The organism is Comamonas composti DSM 21721, from assembly GCF_000429845.1.
In the GTDB taxonomy this organism is placed as follows: domain Bacteria; phylum Pseudomonadota; class Gammaproteobacteria; order Burkholderiales; family Burkholderiaceae_C; genus Comamonas; species Comamonas composti.
The window spans coordinates 12,653-28,445 of the sequence record NZ_AUCQ01000029.1; the positions used below are offsets into that span (position 1 = coordinate 12,653).

9 protein-coding genes are annotated in these 15,793 nt (G+C 68.7%); 8 read left to right on the forward strand and 1 reads right to left on the reverse strand.

The features are described 5' to 3' along the window. The first annotated feature begins 55 nt into the window (after positions 1–55). From G486_RS0113965 to G486_RS0114000, 8 genes are all read left to right on the forward strand, one after another. Complete coding sequence (locus G486_RS0113965; RefSeq protein WP_027016098.1) at positions 56–2,782, forward strand: LuxR C-terminal-related transcriptional regulator; 2,727 nt, start codon at positions 56–58, stop codon at positions 2,780–2,782. Positions 2,783–2,898: 116 nt separating this feature from the next. After that, positions 2,899–6,423, forward strand: coding sequence for an indolepyruvate ferredoxin oxidoreductase family protein (locus G486_RS22365; RefSeq protein WP_245587332.1), 3,525 nt, complete (start codon positions 2,899–2,901; stop codon positions 6,421–6,423). A gap of 127 nt (positions 6,424–6,550) precedes the next feature. Beyond that, positions 6,551–7,768, forward strand: a complete 1,218-nt coding sequence (locus G486_RS0113975; RefSeq protein WP_027016099.1) for an ABC transporter substrate-binding protein — start codon at positions 6,551–6,553, stop codon at positions 7,766–7,768. A gap of 13 nt (positions 7,769–7,781) precedes the next feature. Then, positions 7,782–8,636, forward strand: coding sequence for a branched-chain amino acid ABC transporter permease (locus G486_RS0113980; protein WP_027016100.1), 855 nt, complete (start codon positions 7,782–7,784; stop codon positions 8,634–8,636). An 8-nt stretch (positions 8,637–8,644) separates the two neighbouring features. Then, on the forward strand, positions 8,645–9,580 hold the full coding sequence (locus G486_RS0113985; RefSeq protein WP_034387755.1) for a branched-chain amino acid ABC transporter permease: 936 nt from the start codon (positions 8,645–8,647) through the stop codon (positions 9,578–9,580). Next, positions 9,577–10,323, forward strand: a complete 747-nt coding sequence (locus G486_RS0113990; RefSeq protein WP_027016102.1) for an ABC transporter ATP-binding protein — start codon at positions 9,577–9,579, stop codon at positions 10,321–10,323. Before G486_RS0113985 ends, G486_RS0113990 begins: the two co-directional genes overlap by 4 nt. Further along, the gene (locus G486_RS0113995; RefSeq protein WP_027016103.1) at positions 10,310–11,017 is read left to right on the forward strand and encodes an ABC transporter ATP-binding protein; all 708 of its coding nucleotides are present in this window, start codon (positions 10,310–10,312) and stop codon (positions 11,015–11,017) included. The genes G486_RS0113990 and G486_RS0113995 overlap by 14 nt, the downstream gene beginning before the upstream one ends. A 1-nt stretch (position 11,018) precedes the next feature. Then, positions 11,019–12,395, forward strand: coding sequence for an FAD-binding oxidoreductase (locus G486_RS0114000; protein ID WP_027016104.1), 1,377 nt, complete (start codon positions 11,019–11,021; stop codon positions 12,393–12,395). A gap of 86 nt (positions 12,396–12,481) precedes the next feature. Here G486_RS0114000 and G486_RS0114005 read toward each other — a convergent pair whose 3' ends face one another. Beyond that, complete coding sequence (locus G486_RS0114005) at positions 12,482–15,778, reverse strand: acetyl-CoA carboxylase family protein (protein WP_027016105.1); 3,297 nt, start codon at positions 15,776–15,778, stop codon at positions 12,482–12,484. Positions 15,779–15,793 lie beyond the last annotated feature (15 nt).

Genomic DNA, 15,793 nt, shown 5'->3' on the forward strand with positions numbered 1-15,793 from the left:
CAGGGCGGCCGCAGATCGCGGCCGCGCCCCTACCGCCGATTTGTGAGCCGCCAGCATGCCCGCCCTCTCGTCCCCGTCTGCCGACACTCTTGCCTGCGTCGCGCTGGAAGGCAAGCTGCACCCGCCGCTGCCCGCGCTCGACCATGTGCCGCGCGCCAAGCTGCGCCGCCTGCTGGAGCAGACGCCGGGCTGGAGGCTGCTGCTGCTGCGCGCGCCCGCCGGCTACGGCAAGACCACGCTCATGGGCCAGCTGTTCGCGCACCTGCAAAAGGCAGGGCGCATGTCCTGCCACTGGCTGACGCTGGATCCGCGCGACGATGACCCCCTGCACCTGCTGGCCCACCTGGAGGCCTGCATCAGCCATGCACCGGACGGCCTCGGCGCACAGCCGCGCTCCCATCTTCCCGACCTGGGCAGCTGGCTCAATGCCGTGGGGCGCCTGCCCGGGCAGAGAGTGCTGTTTCTCGACGAGTTCGAGGCCTTGCAAAAGCCGGCCTCGGTACAGCTCATTCACCAGCTGCTGCGCTTTGCACCGCCCAATCTGCGCGTGGTGCTGAGCACGCGCCCCAGTGTGCACCTGGCCTTGCAGCGCATGAAAGCCGGCGGCGGCCTCGTCGAATGGTCGGCGCGTCAGCTGCGCTTCGATGAAGAGGAGACACAGGCCTTGCTGCAGGGCGAGGCCCGGCGCGATGCGCAGCGCCCCAGCCCGAGCCAGGCCCCGGCCGGCTGGCACAGGCTCATGGCCGAGCGTTGCGAAGGCTGGCCCGCAGCCCTGCGCCTGAGCCTGCTGGCCCTCGCGCATGGCGAGGCCGTGCGCTTCGAGGACCTGCCCCAGGACGGCAGTTGCGATCTGGCCGAATACCTGACCAGCGAAGTCTTCGAGCGGCAGACCGAGGAAGTGCGCGCCTTTTTGCTCGACACCAGTGTTCTGCGCAACCTGGTGCCTGCGCTCTGCGATGTGCTGGCCGCGCGCGAGGACAGCGCGCGGCTGCTGCAGAGCCTGGCGCGCGAGCTGCAGTTGCTCACGCCGTTCAGCCAGGGCACGGGCGACTCCTGGCGCTACCACTCCCTGCTCAAGGACTTTCTGCGCAAGCGGCTCGACATTCTTCACCCGGGCCGGGCCGCCGGGCTGCACCGCAGGGCAGCGCTGTGGCTGCAGCAGCAGGGCCGGCTGATCGAGGCCATAGACCATGCGCTGGAATGCGCGGACCCGGCCTTTGCGGCCGCCATGATGGAAGGCGCGGCCAGGCCCCTGGTGCGCAGCGGCCACCTGGCCACCTTGCAGCAATGGATTGCCCGCCTGCCCGCCCATATCGCCGACGAGCACCCGGGCATCGTCTGGGCCGCAGGACGCGCCCACACCTATTTCCACCAGATCGCCGAGGCGCGCGTGCGCCTCGGCCAGTTGCGCACGCTGGCCGCGCGGCGCGACTTCGACCGCCTGACCTGGGAGGACTATCTGGCGCTCGAGGCCCTGATCCCGGCTGCGGCCGACGACGTGGCCCAGACCATGGAGATCACGGCGCGCAACCTGCCCCTGGTCAGCGGCGACTACGCGCTGGGCAATATCTTCAACGTGCGCGCCCATGGCGAGATTGCGCTCAACCACTTCGACCAGGCACTCGATCTGCTCGACCAGGCCGACCTGCACAACCGCCGCGCCTGCAATCTGTTCGGGCTCTCGGCCACGCTGGGCCTGCGGGCCGCGATCTGGAGCTCGCGTGGCGAGCTGCGCCAGGCCATGGCCTGCTATGCGGATGCGGGCTCGTCGGCCGGCGCCGCGATCGGGGCCACGCGCCACGAGCACGCAGCCCTGGGCTCGGGCCTGTACTGCGAGCTGCTCTACGAGAGCAACCGGCTCGACGAGCTCCAGGCCCTGCTGGCCCTGCATGCGCCGCACGAGGACGACTACCTGGCCACCGATCTCGTCATAGGCGCCTATCTCGCAGCCGCCCGCCTGCAGTTTGCACGCAGCGACGAGGCCGGCGCCCAGGCCATCCTGCAGGAAGCGCTGGCGCGCTCCCTGCAAAGGCGCTTTCGGCGGCTGGAATTCGCCTGCCGCTGGGAAATGGTGCGCCTAGCCTGTCTTGCAGGGCGCCTGGAGCAGGCCGCAGCCCTGGTGCCGGCCGACATGCAGCGCGAGGCCGGCTTTCACTTCGCCACCGACACCGAGGCCTGCGACATCACCTGGCTCCGGCTGGAGCTGCGCCGTGGCCAGGCCTTGCACGCCCTGCCCGAAATAGAGCGGCAGCTGGCCCAGGCACGCACCACGCAGCGCGGCTGGCGTGCGCTCAAGCTCGAGGTTCTGCGCGGCTGCGCGCTCGATGCCCTGGGCCGGCAGGCGGATGCGCGCGAGGCCCTGGGCGCGGCCCTGCGCAAAGGCTTCGAGCAAGGCTTTGTGCGCAGCCTGGCCGACGAGGGCCAGCCTTTGCTCAAGCATGTCCAGGCCTGGCTCGCCGGCCGGCAAGCCATGCCCACGGGCCTGCCGCGCGAGTATCTGGAGCAGTTGCTGGCCGCCGCAGGTCAGCCGCCACAGGATGCGCCGCCGCTGGCCGCACCCGCCCCGGCGCCGCTGGTCTGCGAAGACTTCAGCGAGCGCGAGCTGCAGCTGCTGCAGGCGCTTGCGCGCGGCGCGCAGAACAAGGAGATGGCGGCCCAGCTCGGGCTTTCGGAGAACACCGTCAAGTGGTATCTCAAGCGCCTGTACCTCAAGCTTGATGCGCGCAACCGCGCCCAGGCCATCGCCCAGGCCAGGCGGCTGAACCTGGTCGACGACGCCTAAGAGCGTGAACACGCTCCAAGCGGCTGCGCAGGCACTAGCGACAAACCCTTGAACCACCCGAACAGGTGGTGACTTGCGGTGCATGCGGTTTCTAGACTGTCCTGGAAACAACAATCATGGAGACACCGCCCCTCGACGGGCGGGCGACAGACACGATGAACAAAGCCCTTGCAGCCCCGGCCGCGGATGGCGCGAGCCTGGACGACAAGTACGAGATCCAGGAAGGCTGGACCTTCATGTCCGGCACCCAGGCCCTGGTGCGCCTGCCCATGCAGCAGCGGCTCATGGACCAGGCCGCCGGCCGCAACACCGCAGGCTTCATCAGCGGCTACCGGGGCTCGCCCCTGGGACGCTACGACATGGAGCTGTGGCGCAATGCCCAGCGACTCAAGCAGCACCACATCCACTTTCAGCCCGGCGTCAACGAGGATCTCGCGGCCACGGCGGTCTGGGGCTCGCAGCATGTGGGTGCGCTGGCCGGCTCCAGGTACGAGGGTGTGTTCAGCATCTGGTATGGCAAGACCCCGGGCGTGGACCGCAGCGCCGATGTGCTGCGCCATGCGAACGCGGCCGGCACCTCGGCCTGGGGCGGCGCCCTGGCGCTGTGCGGCGACGACCATGGGGCCAAGTCTTCGACCCAGGCCGCGCAGTCCGACCAGATCCTGATCGCCACGGGCATTCCCGTGCTCTACCCCGCGAATGTGCAGGACATTCTGGACTTTGGCCTGCACGGCCTTGCCATGAGCCGCCATGCGGGCTGCTGGGTCGGCCTCAAGCTGGTCACGGACGTGGTCGAGTCCACGGCCAGCGTGCAGGTGGGCACGCAGCGGCCCGCGATCACCCTGCCCGCGCCTCTGCCAGGCCAGCCTGCGGACGGCCTGGGCATTCGCCGCTTCGACTCGCCCCTGCTGCAGGAGGTGCGGCTGTTCGAGCACAAGCTGCACGCAGCCCTGGAGTACGCACGCGCCAACGGCCTGAACCGCGTGCTCATCGACAGTCCCGCGCCGCGCCTGGGCATCGTCGCCGCCGGCAAGGCCTATGCGGATCTGCGCCAGGCCTTGCTGGAGCTGGGCCTGGACGAAGCCGCAGCCAGCGCGCGCGGCATACGCCTGCTCAAGATCGGCATGGTCTGGCCGCTGGACCCGCATGCCATCGAGGACTTTGCCCAGGGCCTGGAGACCGTGCTCGTGATCGAGGAAAAGCGCTCCGTGCTCGAAGCCCAGATCAAGAGCATCCTCTTCGACTCGGCCCAGGCCGCGCGCCCGCGCGTGGTCGGCAAATACCATGGGACCAGCGAGTGGGCGCGCACACGCGGCCAGCCCGGCCTGCCGTCCACGGGCGAGCTCTCGCCCCCGGCCATCGCCGCGCTGATCGCCGGCCTGCTGGGGCTGGATGAGGGCTGCGCTGCCCGGCCCGGCACAGCCCAGGCGGGCGGCGCGCCCGGCCCGGTGCGCATGCCCAACTTCTGCTCGGGCTGCCCGCACAACACCTCGACCCGCGTGCCCGAAGGCAGCCGCGCGCTGGCCGGCATAGGCTGCCATGCAATCGCCTCGCTGCAGCGGCCCGAGACCACGGGCAGCATCTGCCACATGGGCGGCGAAGGCGTGATGTGGGTCGGCCAGGCCCCGTTCACCGAGGAAAAGCATGTGTTTGCCAACCTCGGCGACGGCACCTATTTCCACTCGGGCTTTCTGGCCATACGCCAGGCCGTGGCCGCCAAGGCCTGCATCACCTACAAGCTGCTGGTCAACGGCTTTGTGTCCATGACCGGCGGCCAGCCCGTGGACGGCGAGCTGTCCGTGCCCCAGATCGCGGCCGAGCTGCTCGCCGAAGGCGTGGGCCGCATCGTGGTCGTGGCCGACGACCCCGGCCGCTACGAGGGCGTGCAACTGCCTGCGGGCGTGCAGCTGGAGCAGCGCCGCGAGCTCGAACGCGTGCAGCGCGAGCTGCGCGAATTCCCGGCCGTCTCGGTGCTGATCTACGACCAGATGTGCGCCACCGAGCGCCGCCGCCTGCGCAAGCGCGGCAAGCTGCCCGACCCCGACAAGCGCAGCTTCATCAATAGCGCGGTCTGCGAGGGCTGCGGCGACTGCGGCACCCAGTCCAACTGCATGTCCATCGAACCGGCCATGACCGAGCTGGGGCGCAAGCGCCGCATCAACCAGTCCTCGTGCAACAAGGATTTCTCCTGCGTCGAAGGCTTTTGCCCAAGCTTTGTGACCGTGCATGGCGGTGCGCCCCGGCGCGGCCAGGCGCGCGAGCTGCCCGAGGCCACAACCGCCGACCTGCCCGAGCCGGCCCTCGCGACCCTCGATGCCGCGCGCCCCTACGGCGTGCTGATCACGGGCATAGGCGGCACGGGCGTGGTGACCATAGGCGCCATCCTGGGCACGGCTGCCCACCTGGACGGCAAGGCCGCAAGCACGCTGGACGTGACCGGCCTGGCCCAGAAATACGGCGCCGTGATGTCGCATGTGCGCATCGGGCTGCACCCCGAGCAGTTGCAGTCCACACGCCTGGCCTCGGGCGAGGCCGACCTGCTCGTGGGCTGCGACCTGGTCGTGAGCGCGGGCGACGAGGCCTTGTCCCGGCTGCGCCCGGGGCGCGCGCGCGTCGTGGTGGACACCGGGCTCACGCCGACCAGCGAGTTCACGCGCAACCCCGACTGGCAGCTCGACCCCGAGGCCCTGCAGCAGCGCATACGCGCCGTCGCCGGCGAGCACATGCAGACCGTGGCCGCCTCGCGCCTGGCGCGCGAGCTCATGGGCGACACCATTGCCGCCAACATGTTCCTGCTGGGCTTTGCCTGGCAGCGCGGCTGGCTGCCCGTGGCACGCCAGGCCATAGAGCAGGCCATCACCCTCAACGGCGTGAGCGTGGACTTCAACCTCCAGAGCTTTTTCTGGGGCCGGCGCGCAGCCCATGACCTGCAGGACGTGCAGGCCCGGCTCAAGCCTGCGGCCGTGATCCAGTTCCAGCCCCGTCTGCAGCGGCTGGACGACATCGTGGCCGACCGCAGCGCGCGCCTGACCGCCTGGCAGAACGCCGCCTATGCCCAGCGCTATGCACACCTGGTGCAGCGCGTGGCCGAGGCCGAAAAGGCCCTGGGCCAGGGCGAGCGCCTGGCCCAGGCCGTGGCGCGCTACTACTACAAGCTGCTGGCCTACAAGGACGAGTTCGAGGTCGCGCGCCTGTACAGCACGCCCGAGTTCCGCGCCGAGCTGGAGCAGGCCTTCGAGGGCGACTACCGCCTGCACTTTCACCTGGGCGCCTGGCCTTTTGCGGGCAAGGACCCGGTCACCGGCCTGCCGCGCAAACGCGAGCTCGGGCCCTGGACCTGGAAGGCGCTGCGCATGCTTGCACGCCTGCGCGGCCTGCGCGGCACGCTGCTCGATCCGTTCCGCCACAACGCCGAACGCCGGCTGGCCCTGGCCCTGATCGCCGACTACGAGCAGGACCTGGAGCGTGTGCTCGCCGCACTGGATGCGCGCCACCTGGCCACGGCCATCGAGATCGCGCAGTGGCCCGAGCAGGTGCGCGGCTTCGGCCATGTGCGCGAGGCCAGCGTGGAAAAGACCCGCAGCCTGCGCGCCGAGCTTGCCCAGCGCTGGGCCCGGGCCGGCCAGGCGCTGGCGGCCTGAGGCCAGACATCAATAAACAGGAGCTGGTACCACTTGCCCAGTAACGATTTCAGGCCATTTCTGTATTGAAAACCATATATACCAAGCGCTAGCAGCTATCAATTTCTAAAACCACGAGGAGACAGACATGACACACCGCCCTTTGTTCCAACGCCTGGGCCTGGCCGCTGCGGCCACGCTGATCAGCACCCTGGGCTGGGCCCAGGCCCAGCCGCCCATCAAGCTGGGCATCAGCACCGCCGTGCAGCTGCAGATCGGCCGCGACACGCGCGACGGCGCGCAGCTGGCCGTGGACGAGATCAATGCCAAGGGCGGGCTGCTGGGCCGCCAGATCACCACGGTCGTGGCCGATGAGACCGAGGACCCGGAAAAGGGCATCAGCGCCATCAAAAAGCTCACGGCCGACGACAAGGTGGACGTCATCGTGGGCGGCTACACCTCGGGCGTGGTGCTCGCCCAGATGCCCCACATCTCGGCCGCCAAGACGCTGTACATCAACGTGGGCGCGGCCTCGCCCGCGATCAATGCCAAGGTCAAGCAGAACTACGAGGCCAACAAGTACATCTTTCGCATAGGCACGCTCAACTCCCTGCACCTGGCCGGTGGCCTGGTCAGCTACATGACCGACTATCTGCACGGCGAGCTGGGCATGAAGAAGTTCGCCATCGTGGGCGAGAGCGCCAAGTGGGTGCAGGACCTGCTGCCGGTGCTCAAGAAGGCGGCCACGGCCAAGGGCCTGGACGTGGTCATGAGCGAGACCTTCGACACCGGCACCACCAACTTCTCGCCGCTGCTGTCCAAGGTCAAGAACAGCGGCGCCGAGTACATGGTGGTCATCCTCTCCCACGCCTCCAGCGACGTGCTCGCCAAGCAGTGGTATGACGCGCGCATTCCCGTGCCCTATGGCGGCATCGACGTCAAGGGCCAGGACACGGACTTCTTCGAGCGCGTGGGCGGCAAGGCCGTCACCGAGGTTGCGGGCAACTACATCGTGCGCGCGCCGATCTCGCCGCGCACCCTGCCCTTCCTCGACGCCTTCAAGGAGCGCTACAAGCGCGAGGCCGTGTACACGGGCGCAGGTGCCTACGACGCAGTCCACGCCTGGGCCGATGCGGTCACGCGCGCCAAGACGCTGGACACCGAGGCCGTGATCAAGTCGCTGGAGAAGGTGGACATGCCCATCACCACGGGTCGCCTGCAGCTCGACGAGGCCCACGACGTCAAGGCCGGCCCCGGCCTCGTGAACATGCTGTGGGTGCAGTGGCAGGAAGGCGGCAAGCGCGTGATTCTCTGGCCCAAGGAGTCGCGCACCGGCGACTTCGTCAAGCCCCAGTGGATGAAGTGATCCAGGCCCGGGCATGACGGAAATTCTGGTTCACGGCGCGGTCACCAGCGCCATCTACGCCATGCTGGCCGTGGGGTTCACCCTGGTGTTCGGCGTGGCGCGGATTCTCAACCTGGCCCATGGCGCCTTCTACATGCTGGGCGCCTATTTCTGCTATCTGTTCGCGGTGCTGCTGGGCCTGCCCCTGCTGCTTGCGGCACCGCTGGCGATTGCGGCCACGGCCGGCGTGGGCCTGGCCGTGGAGCGCTGGCTGATACGCCCCCAGCGCGAATCGAGCATGGCCGTGATGATGGTCACCATGGCCTTTTTGCTCGTGGTCGAGCAGGTGCTGCTGGTGAGCTTCGGCTCCGAAGTCATCAACGTGCCGGCCTTTGTGGATGCCAAGTTCAGCCTGGGCAATGCCGACATCGGCGGCCAGCAGTTGCTGACCCTGGTCGTGGCCCTGCTGTCGCTGACCGCGCTGTGGGCGCTGATACAGCACACGCGCGCAGGCGCGGCCATTCTGGCGCTGTCGCAGGACCCGCTGGCCGCGCAGTACATGGGCATTCCCGTGAACCGCGTCTACGGCCGCGTGGTCGCGCTGTCGGCCGCGCTTGCAGCCCTGGCGGGCGTCATGGCCGGGCCTTTTCTGTCCACCTCGCCGACCATGGCCCTGCCCGCGCTGACCAAGGCCTTTGCGATCGTCATCGTGGGCGGCCTGGGCTCGCTGCCGGGCAGCCTCATGGCGGCCGTGCTGCTCGGCTATGCCGAGACCGTGGTTGCCTACCAGTTCTCCTCCTCCTGGACCGAGGTGGTCTCGCTGGCCGCCGTGGTCATGACCCTGCTGCTGCGCCCCGCAGGCCTGCGCGGCAAGCGCGCCGCTTTCTGAAGACACCTATGAAAATCACCGTGCGACAAGGCATCTTGCTGGCGCTTGCGCTGGCCCTGCTGGCCGCGATTCCCTGGCTGGGCAGCAGCTACATGACGGGCGTGTTCACCGTCTGCCTGATCTATGCGATCTGGGCCATGAGCTGGGACTTCTTCTCCGGCCTCACGGGGCGCGAGAACTTCGGCTATCCGCTGTTCATCGGCATAGGCGCCTATGCAAGCGGCTATCTGGACGCCAACTACGGCATCTCGCCCTGGGTGGGGATTTTTGCGGCCATGGGCCTGGCGGCCCTGCTGGGCGTGGTCATCGGCTTTCCCACGCTGCGCCTCAAGGGGCCCTACTTTGCGCTGGCCACGCTGGCCACGGCGGCCATTGCCCAGCGCATGCTGCTCATCCTGTGGGACATCACGGGCGGCGAGGAAGGCATCCAGGGCCTGACGCCGCTGATCCTGGACTCCGTGAAGTTCTACTACCTCGTTCTGGGCATCACCCTGCTCAGCGCCCTGGTGCTGGTGGGGCTGGCGCAGTCGCGCTGGGGCCTGCTGCTGCGCGCGATTCGCGGCGACGAGGCCAGTTGCCAGGCCGCAGGCATCAACATCACCTTCTACAAGATCGCGGCCCTGGTCATCAGCGCCCTGTTCGCAGGCCTGGGCGGCGCGCTCTATGCGAGCTACCAGATGCAGGTCAGCCCGCAGATCCTCTCGGTGATGATGCTCGTGGCCGTGGTGACCATGGTCTATGTGGGCGGCCTGGGCTCGGTCTACGGCGCCGCAGGCGGGGCGATTTTGCTGTCGCTGCTCGGCGAGATGCTGCGCAGCGTGGGCGAGTACCGGCTGCTGGTGTATGCGCTGGTGCTCATCTTCGTGATCTTTTTCCTGCGCAGCGGCCTGGTGGCGCCGCTGTGGCGCAGGCTCGGCGACCAGCGCCAGGAGGCAGGGGCATGAGCAGCATTCTCCAGGTCCAGGGCCTGACCAAGCGCTTCGGCGGGCTCACGGCCGTCAAGAGCATGGGCTTTGATGTGGGGCGCGGCGAGATCGTCGGCATTCTGGGCCCCAACGGCGCGGGCAAGACCACGCTGTTCAACCTGCTCACGGGCTTCATCCGGCCCGACGAGGGCAGCGTGCTGTTCGGCGGCACCAACCTCGCGGGGCGCTCGCCGACCCAGATCGTCAACCTCGGGCTGGCGCGCACCTTCCAGCTGTGTCGTCCCTTCGTGGGCATGAGCGTGCTCGAGAACGTGATGGTCGCCTGCTACTCGCCGCGCGGTGCGGCCACGCGCGAAAAGCCCGCGCAGCGCGCACTGCGCATGCTCGAACACGTGGGCCTGGCCCACAGGGCCCACTCCGCGGCCGAGCTGCTCTCCTACGGCGACCAGCGCCGTCTGGAGATCGCACGCGCCCTGGCCACGGACCCGCAGTTGCTGCTGCTGGACGAGCCGTTTGCAGGCCTTGGCAGCAGCGAGATCGAGCCGCTGTCGGCGCTGATCCGCGCGCTGCACCAGCAGCAGGGCCTGAGCATTCTCATCATCGAACACAAGCTGCGCGAATTCATGCAACTCGTGCAGCGCGTGGTGGCCATGGATTTCGGCGAACTGATTGCCGTGGGCGATGCCCAGGACATCGTGCGCCATCCCAAGGTCGTGCAAGCCTACATAGGAACAACGGAGGCCGAGCTTGCCACTGCTTGACATACAAGATCTGTCCGCCTCTTACGGCAAGGCCCTGGCGCTGGAGTCCGTGAGCCTGCAGGTGGAGCCCGGCGAGCTCGTGGGCGTGCTCGGCCCCAATGGCGCGGGCAAGACCACGCTGCTCAAGGCCGTCTCGCGCAGCCTCGCCGCAAGCGGCACGCTGAAGCTTGAGGGCCGCAGCCTGCTGGGCTACGCGGCGCATGAGGTCGTGGGCCTGGGCATATGCCACTGCCCCGAGGGGCGCAGGCTGTTCTCCGAGCTCAGCGTGCGCAAGAACCTGGAGCTGGGCGCCTACCTGCGCAGCTCGCGCCAGGAGATCGCGGCCGACATGGACAAGGTGCTGACGCTGTTTCCCATCCTGCGCGAGCGCCTGGACCAGATGGTGTCCACGCTCTCGGGCGGCCAGCAGCAGTTCGTGGCCATTGCGCGCGCCCTCATGGGCCGGCCCCGGCTGCTGCTGCTCGACGAGCCCTCGGTGGGCATTGCCCACAAGCTCAAGATCGAGATCTTCGATGCCATACGCACGATCGCGGCCTCGGGCGTGGCCGTGCTCATGGCCGAGCAGGACGCGCTCAACACGCTGCGCGTGGCCCAGCGCATCTATGTGCTCGAAAATGGCCGCATCGCCCACCAGGGCAGCAGCTCCGAAATGGCGGGCGACGACCACATCCGGCGCATCTATCTTGGAGTCTGAGATGGACCTGAACCTCCTGCGCGAGCGCCTTCTGGCCATCGTCGGCGAGGCCGGCATCGTGTGCGCCGCCGACGCGGCCCAAAGGCCGGCCGGCTTCATGCGCCCCGAAGGCGTGCAATGCCTGCTGCTGGTGCGCCCCGCAAGCACGCACGAGGTTGCGGGCGTGCTGCGCATATGCCATGAACTGCGCCTGCCCGTGGTCACCCAGGGCGGGCGCACAGGCCTGGTCCATGGCGCGGATGCCATGCCCGGACACCTCGTGCTGTCGCTGGAGCGCATGCAGCAGATCGAGGACATCAACCCGCGCCAGCGCGTGGCGCGCGTGCAAGCCGGGGTCACGCTGCAGGCGCTGCAGGAAGCCGTTCAGCCCCATGGCCTGGCCTTTCCCCTGGACCTGGGCGCGCGCGGCTCGGCCACGCTGGGCGGCAATGCGGCCACGAATGCGGGCGGCAACCGCGTGATCCGCTACGGCATGATGCGCGACATGGTGCTGGGCCTGGAGGCCGTGCTCGCCGACGGCAGCGTGGTCAGCTCGCTCAACCAGCTCATCAAGAACAATGCGGGCTATGACCTCAAGCAGCTGTTCCTGGGCTCGGAAGGCACGCTGGGCGTGATCACGCGCCTGGTGCTGCGCCTGCGCGAGCTGCCCGCGAGCCAGAACGTGGCCCTGGTGGCGCTGCGCGACTTCGAGTCCGTGAGCGGCCTGCTCAAGCACATGGACCGCACGCTGGGCGGCGGCCTGTCGGCCTTCGAGGTCATGTGGCGCGAGTTCTACGAGCTCGTGAGCACGCCGCCCGCAGCCTCGGCCCCGCCGCTGCCCCACGGCCATGCGTTCTATGCGCTCATAGAAGCCCAGGGCGCCGACCAGGCGCCCGACAACCAGCGCTTTGTCGCAGCCCTGGAAGCGGCGCTGGAGAGCGGCCTCGTGGCCGATGCAGCCATCGCCGCCTCGCAGCGCGAATGCGCAGCCCTGTGGGCCCTGCGCGATGACGTGATGCAGACCGCTCGCCATGGCTGGCCGCTGACCTTCGACATCTCCCTGCCGCTGGATGCCATGCAGGCCTATGTGCAGCAGCTGCGCGCGGCCCTCGCGCAGCGCTGGCCCGCGCATCACTGCTGGGTCTTCGGCCATCTGGGCGACGGCAATCTGCATCTGGTGATCCACACCGGCAGCGAAGCCGACCGCCCCGCCGTGGAACAGCTGGTCTACCAGCCCCTGGCCGTGCTGCAGGGCTCGATCTCGGCCGAGCACGGCATAGGGCTTGAGAAAAAGCCTTATCTGCACCTGTCGCGCAACCCCGCCGAGATCGCACTGATGCGCGCGCTGAAACAGACGCTGGACCCCTTGAACCTGCTCAACCCTGGAAAGATTTTCTGACACCCTGAGGCGCTGGCGCGCCCTCCCCTCTCTCGCCGAGCGTGAGGGGGAAAGCGCCCTCACTGCGAGGCGCTCGGGCACCAGCCCTACCAGGTATCGACAAAGCCCCCCGCCGCCTCGGCCACGCGGCTGCCGGCCAGGCCGCGCAGCAGCCAGGCGCGTGTGTCGGCCGGGTCGATGACGGCATCGATCTCCAGCGTGGCCGCCATGTTCTGGGCCTCGCCATGCGCGTATTGCTGGGCCAGCAGTTTCTGGAACAGGGCTTCGCGCTCGGGGCCTTCGGCCAGGGCCTCCAGCTCCTTGCGATAGCCCAGGCGCACCGCGCCTTCCAGGCCCATGCCGCCGAATTCACCCGTGGGCCAGGCCACGTTGAACACCGGCGCGTGAAAGCCCCCCGCCGTCATGCCCATGGCGCCCAGCCCATAGCCCTTGCGCAGCACCACGCTGAAGTACGGCACGCGCAGCTTGGCGGCGGTGACGAACAGCCGGCTCACATGGCGCACCTGGGCGGTCTTTTCGATCTCGGGGCCGACCATGAAGCCCGGGGTGTCCACCAGGCTGACCATGGGAATGCCATGCGCATTGCACAGCTGCATGAAGCGTGCGGCCTTGTCAGCGGCATCGGCGTCGATGGCCCCTCCCAGATGCGAGGGGTTGTTGGCCAGCAGCCCCACGGGCCGGCCTTCCATGCGCGCCAGCGCGGTGTGGATGCCGGCGCCAAAGCCGGTGCGCAGCATGAGCAGGCTGCCCTCATCGACCAGCAGGGCCATGGCCTGGCGCGTGTCGTAGGCGCGCAGGCGGTTTTCGGGCACCACATGGCGCAGCATGCGCACGTCGGGTGCGCTCCAGTCCTGAGTGCAGCCCTGGAAGAAGGAGAGGTAGTGCCTGGCCGCAGCCACGGCCTGGGCCTCGTCTTCCACCAGGATGTCGATCACGCCGCTCGCATGCTGCACGCTGCTCGGGCCGATCTGCTCGGGTTTGAACACGCCCAGGCCACCACCCTCGATCATGGCCGGCCCGCCCATGCCTATGGTGCTGGCGCGCGTGGCGATGATGACGTCGCTGCAACCCAAGAGCGCTGCATTGCCGGCAAAGCAGCGTCCGTGCGCAATGCCCACCACGGGCACCTGGCCGGACAGGGCCGCGTAGGCCGCAAAGGTGTGCACATGCAGGCCGGCGACCACGGGCATGTCGGTATCGCCGGGGCGGCCGCCGCCACCTTCGGCAAACAGCACCACGGGCAGCTTCTGTTGCAGGGCCACGCCCAGCATGCGGTCGGTCTTGGCGTGGTTGCGCATGCCCTGGGTGCCGGCGAGCACGGTGGCGTCATAGGACATGACGACGGTGCGCGCGCGCTCCTCGCCGCATTGCGCGCTGTTGATGCTGCCGATGCCGGTGACCATGCCATCCGCCGGGGTGTTGACCACCAGGTCTTCGATGCTGCGCCGGCGCGTTTGCGCGGCAATCGCCAGCGCACCGTATTCGATGAAGCTGCCGGCGTCGCACAGGTCGGCAATGTTCTCGCGCGCGCTGCGTCCGCCTTGCGCATGGCGCTTGGCCATGGCCTCGGGCCGGGCTGCGTCCAGCGTGAAGGCGTGGCGGTCGACCACGCGCTGCAGATCGGCGCGGATATGGTCCGGGTCCTGCGCCTGCTGCGCGGCCTGGGCCGTGCCCACCTCGCCCTCCACGGCCTCCAGCACCAGCAGGGCCTGGTCCTGGGCCACATAGCCTCCGGCCTCGGCCAGCAGGGCCGAGACCCTGCCCGCATGCGGCGCCAGCAGCATATGTTCCATCTTCATGGCCTCGAGCACGCCCAGCTCGGCGCCCTGGGCCACCACATCGCCCTCGGCCACGCTCCACTGCACGACGCGTGCGGGCATGGGGGCCAGCACTGCGTTTTCAGGAGCTGGTTGCGCAATGCCTGCGGGCAATTCAGAGGGGTTCAAGTCTGAATTCGTTTCAGGGTCAGCGCTGGCAGCTATCTTTTCTGCTTCAGCCACCAGCCCGGGCAGCACCTGCTCCAGCCAGCGCGTGTGCACGTTCTGGCTGTCCATCTCGGGCCGCCGGGCCAGGGCCTGCAGCAGGGGCAGGTTGGTGGGCAGACCGGCAATGCGGCATTCGGCCAGCGCGCGGCGCGAACGTGCCAGCACCTGCGCAAAGTGCGGCGCGCTGCTGTGGACGATGAGCTTGGCCAGCAGCGTGTCGTAATGCGGCGAGGGCGCCACGCCCACACGCGCATGGCTGTCTATGCGCATGCCGGGGCCTGCAGGCCAGTCCAGCCGGCCGACCCGGCCGCTGCCTGCGGTGGCTGTGCCCTGGGCATCCAGGGTTTCGGCATTGATGCGCCACTGCATGGCATAGCCGCGTGGGCGGGGCGGGGCCTGGGCGTCCAGTCCCAGATCGCCCAGATGTTCGCCGGCCGCAATGCGGATCTGGGCCTGGACCAGGTCGATGCCGAACACCTCTTCGGTGATGGTGTGCTCCACCTGCAGGCGCGGATTGGCCTCGATGAACACATAGGGCAGGTCTGGCGAGGCCATGTCCACCAGGAACTCGAAGGTGCCCAGGCTTTCGTAGCGGATATGCGATGCCAGCGCCAGCGCATCGCGCGTGATGCGCTGACGTAGATCCTCGCTCAGGCTGGGGCTGGGCGCGATTTCGACCAGTTTCTGAAAGCGCCGCTGCAGCGTGCATTCGCGCTCGCCCAGGGCCACGGGCCATTCGCTGCCATCGCCCAGCAGCTGGATCTCGATATGGCGCGCGCCCGTCATCAGGCGCTCCACATAGACGCCATCCACGCCAAAGGCGGCGCGCGCCTCGCTGGTGCAGCGCGCGTAGGCGGCGGGCAGATCCTCGGCCTTGAGCACGGCACGCATGCCGCGCCCACCGCCGCCGCCAATGGCCTTGACCATGATGCCGGGTGCGCCGGCGGCCTGCTGGGCCGCAAAAAACGCCTGAGCCTCTTGCAGGCTCACGGCCTCGCTGCTGCCGGGCATCACCGGCACGCCGCATTCCAGCGCCAGCGCACGCGCCCTGGCCTTGTCGCCCAGCAGGGCCAGCTGCTGCTGCGTGGGGCCGATAAAGCGCAGGCCCGCATCTGCACAGGCCTGGGCAAAGCCGGCGTGCTCGCTCAAGAAACCGTAGCCGGGGTGGATGGCATCGCAACCCGCCGCGCGCGCAATGCGCAGCAGGTTCTCACCATCCAGATAGGCTGCGGGGCCGCTGGCGCCCAGGGCCTGGGCCGCATCCGCCGCAGCCACATGGGGGGCCTGGGCGTCGTCGTCCGCATACACGGCCAGGCTGGCAATGCCCAGCTCGTTCAAGGCCCGCACAATGCGCAGCGCGATTTCGCCACGGTTGGCGATGAGTACTTTTTCAAACATTCGATTTCCTATTCA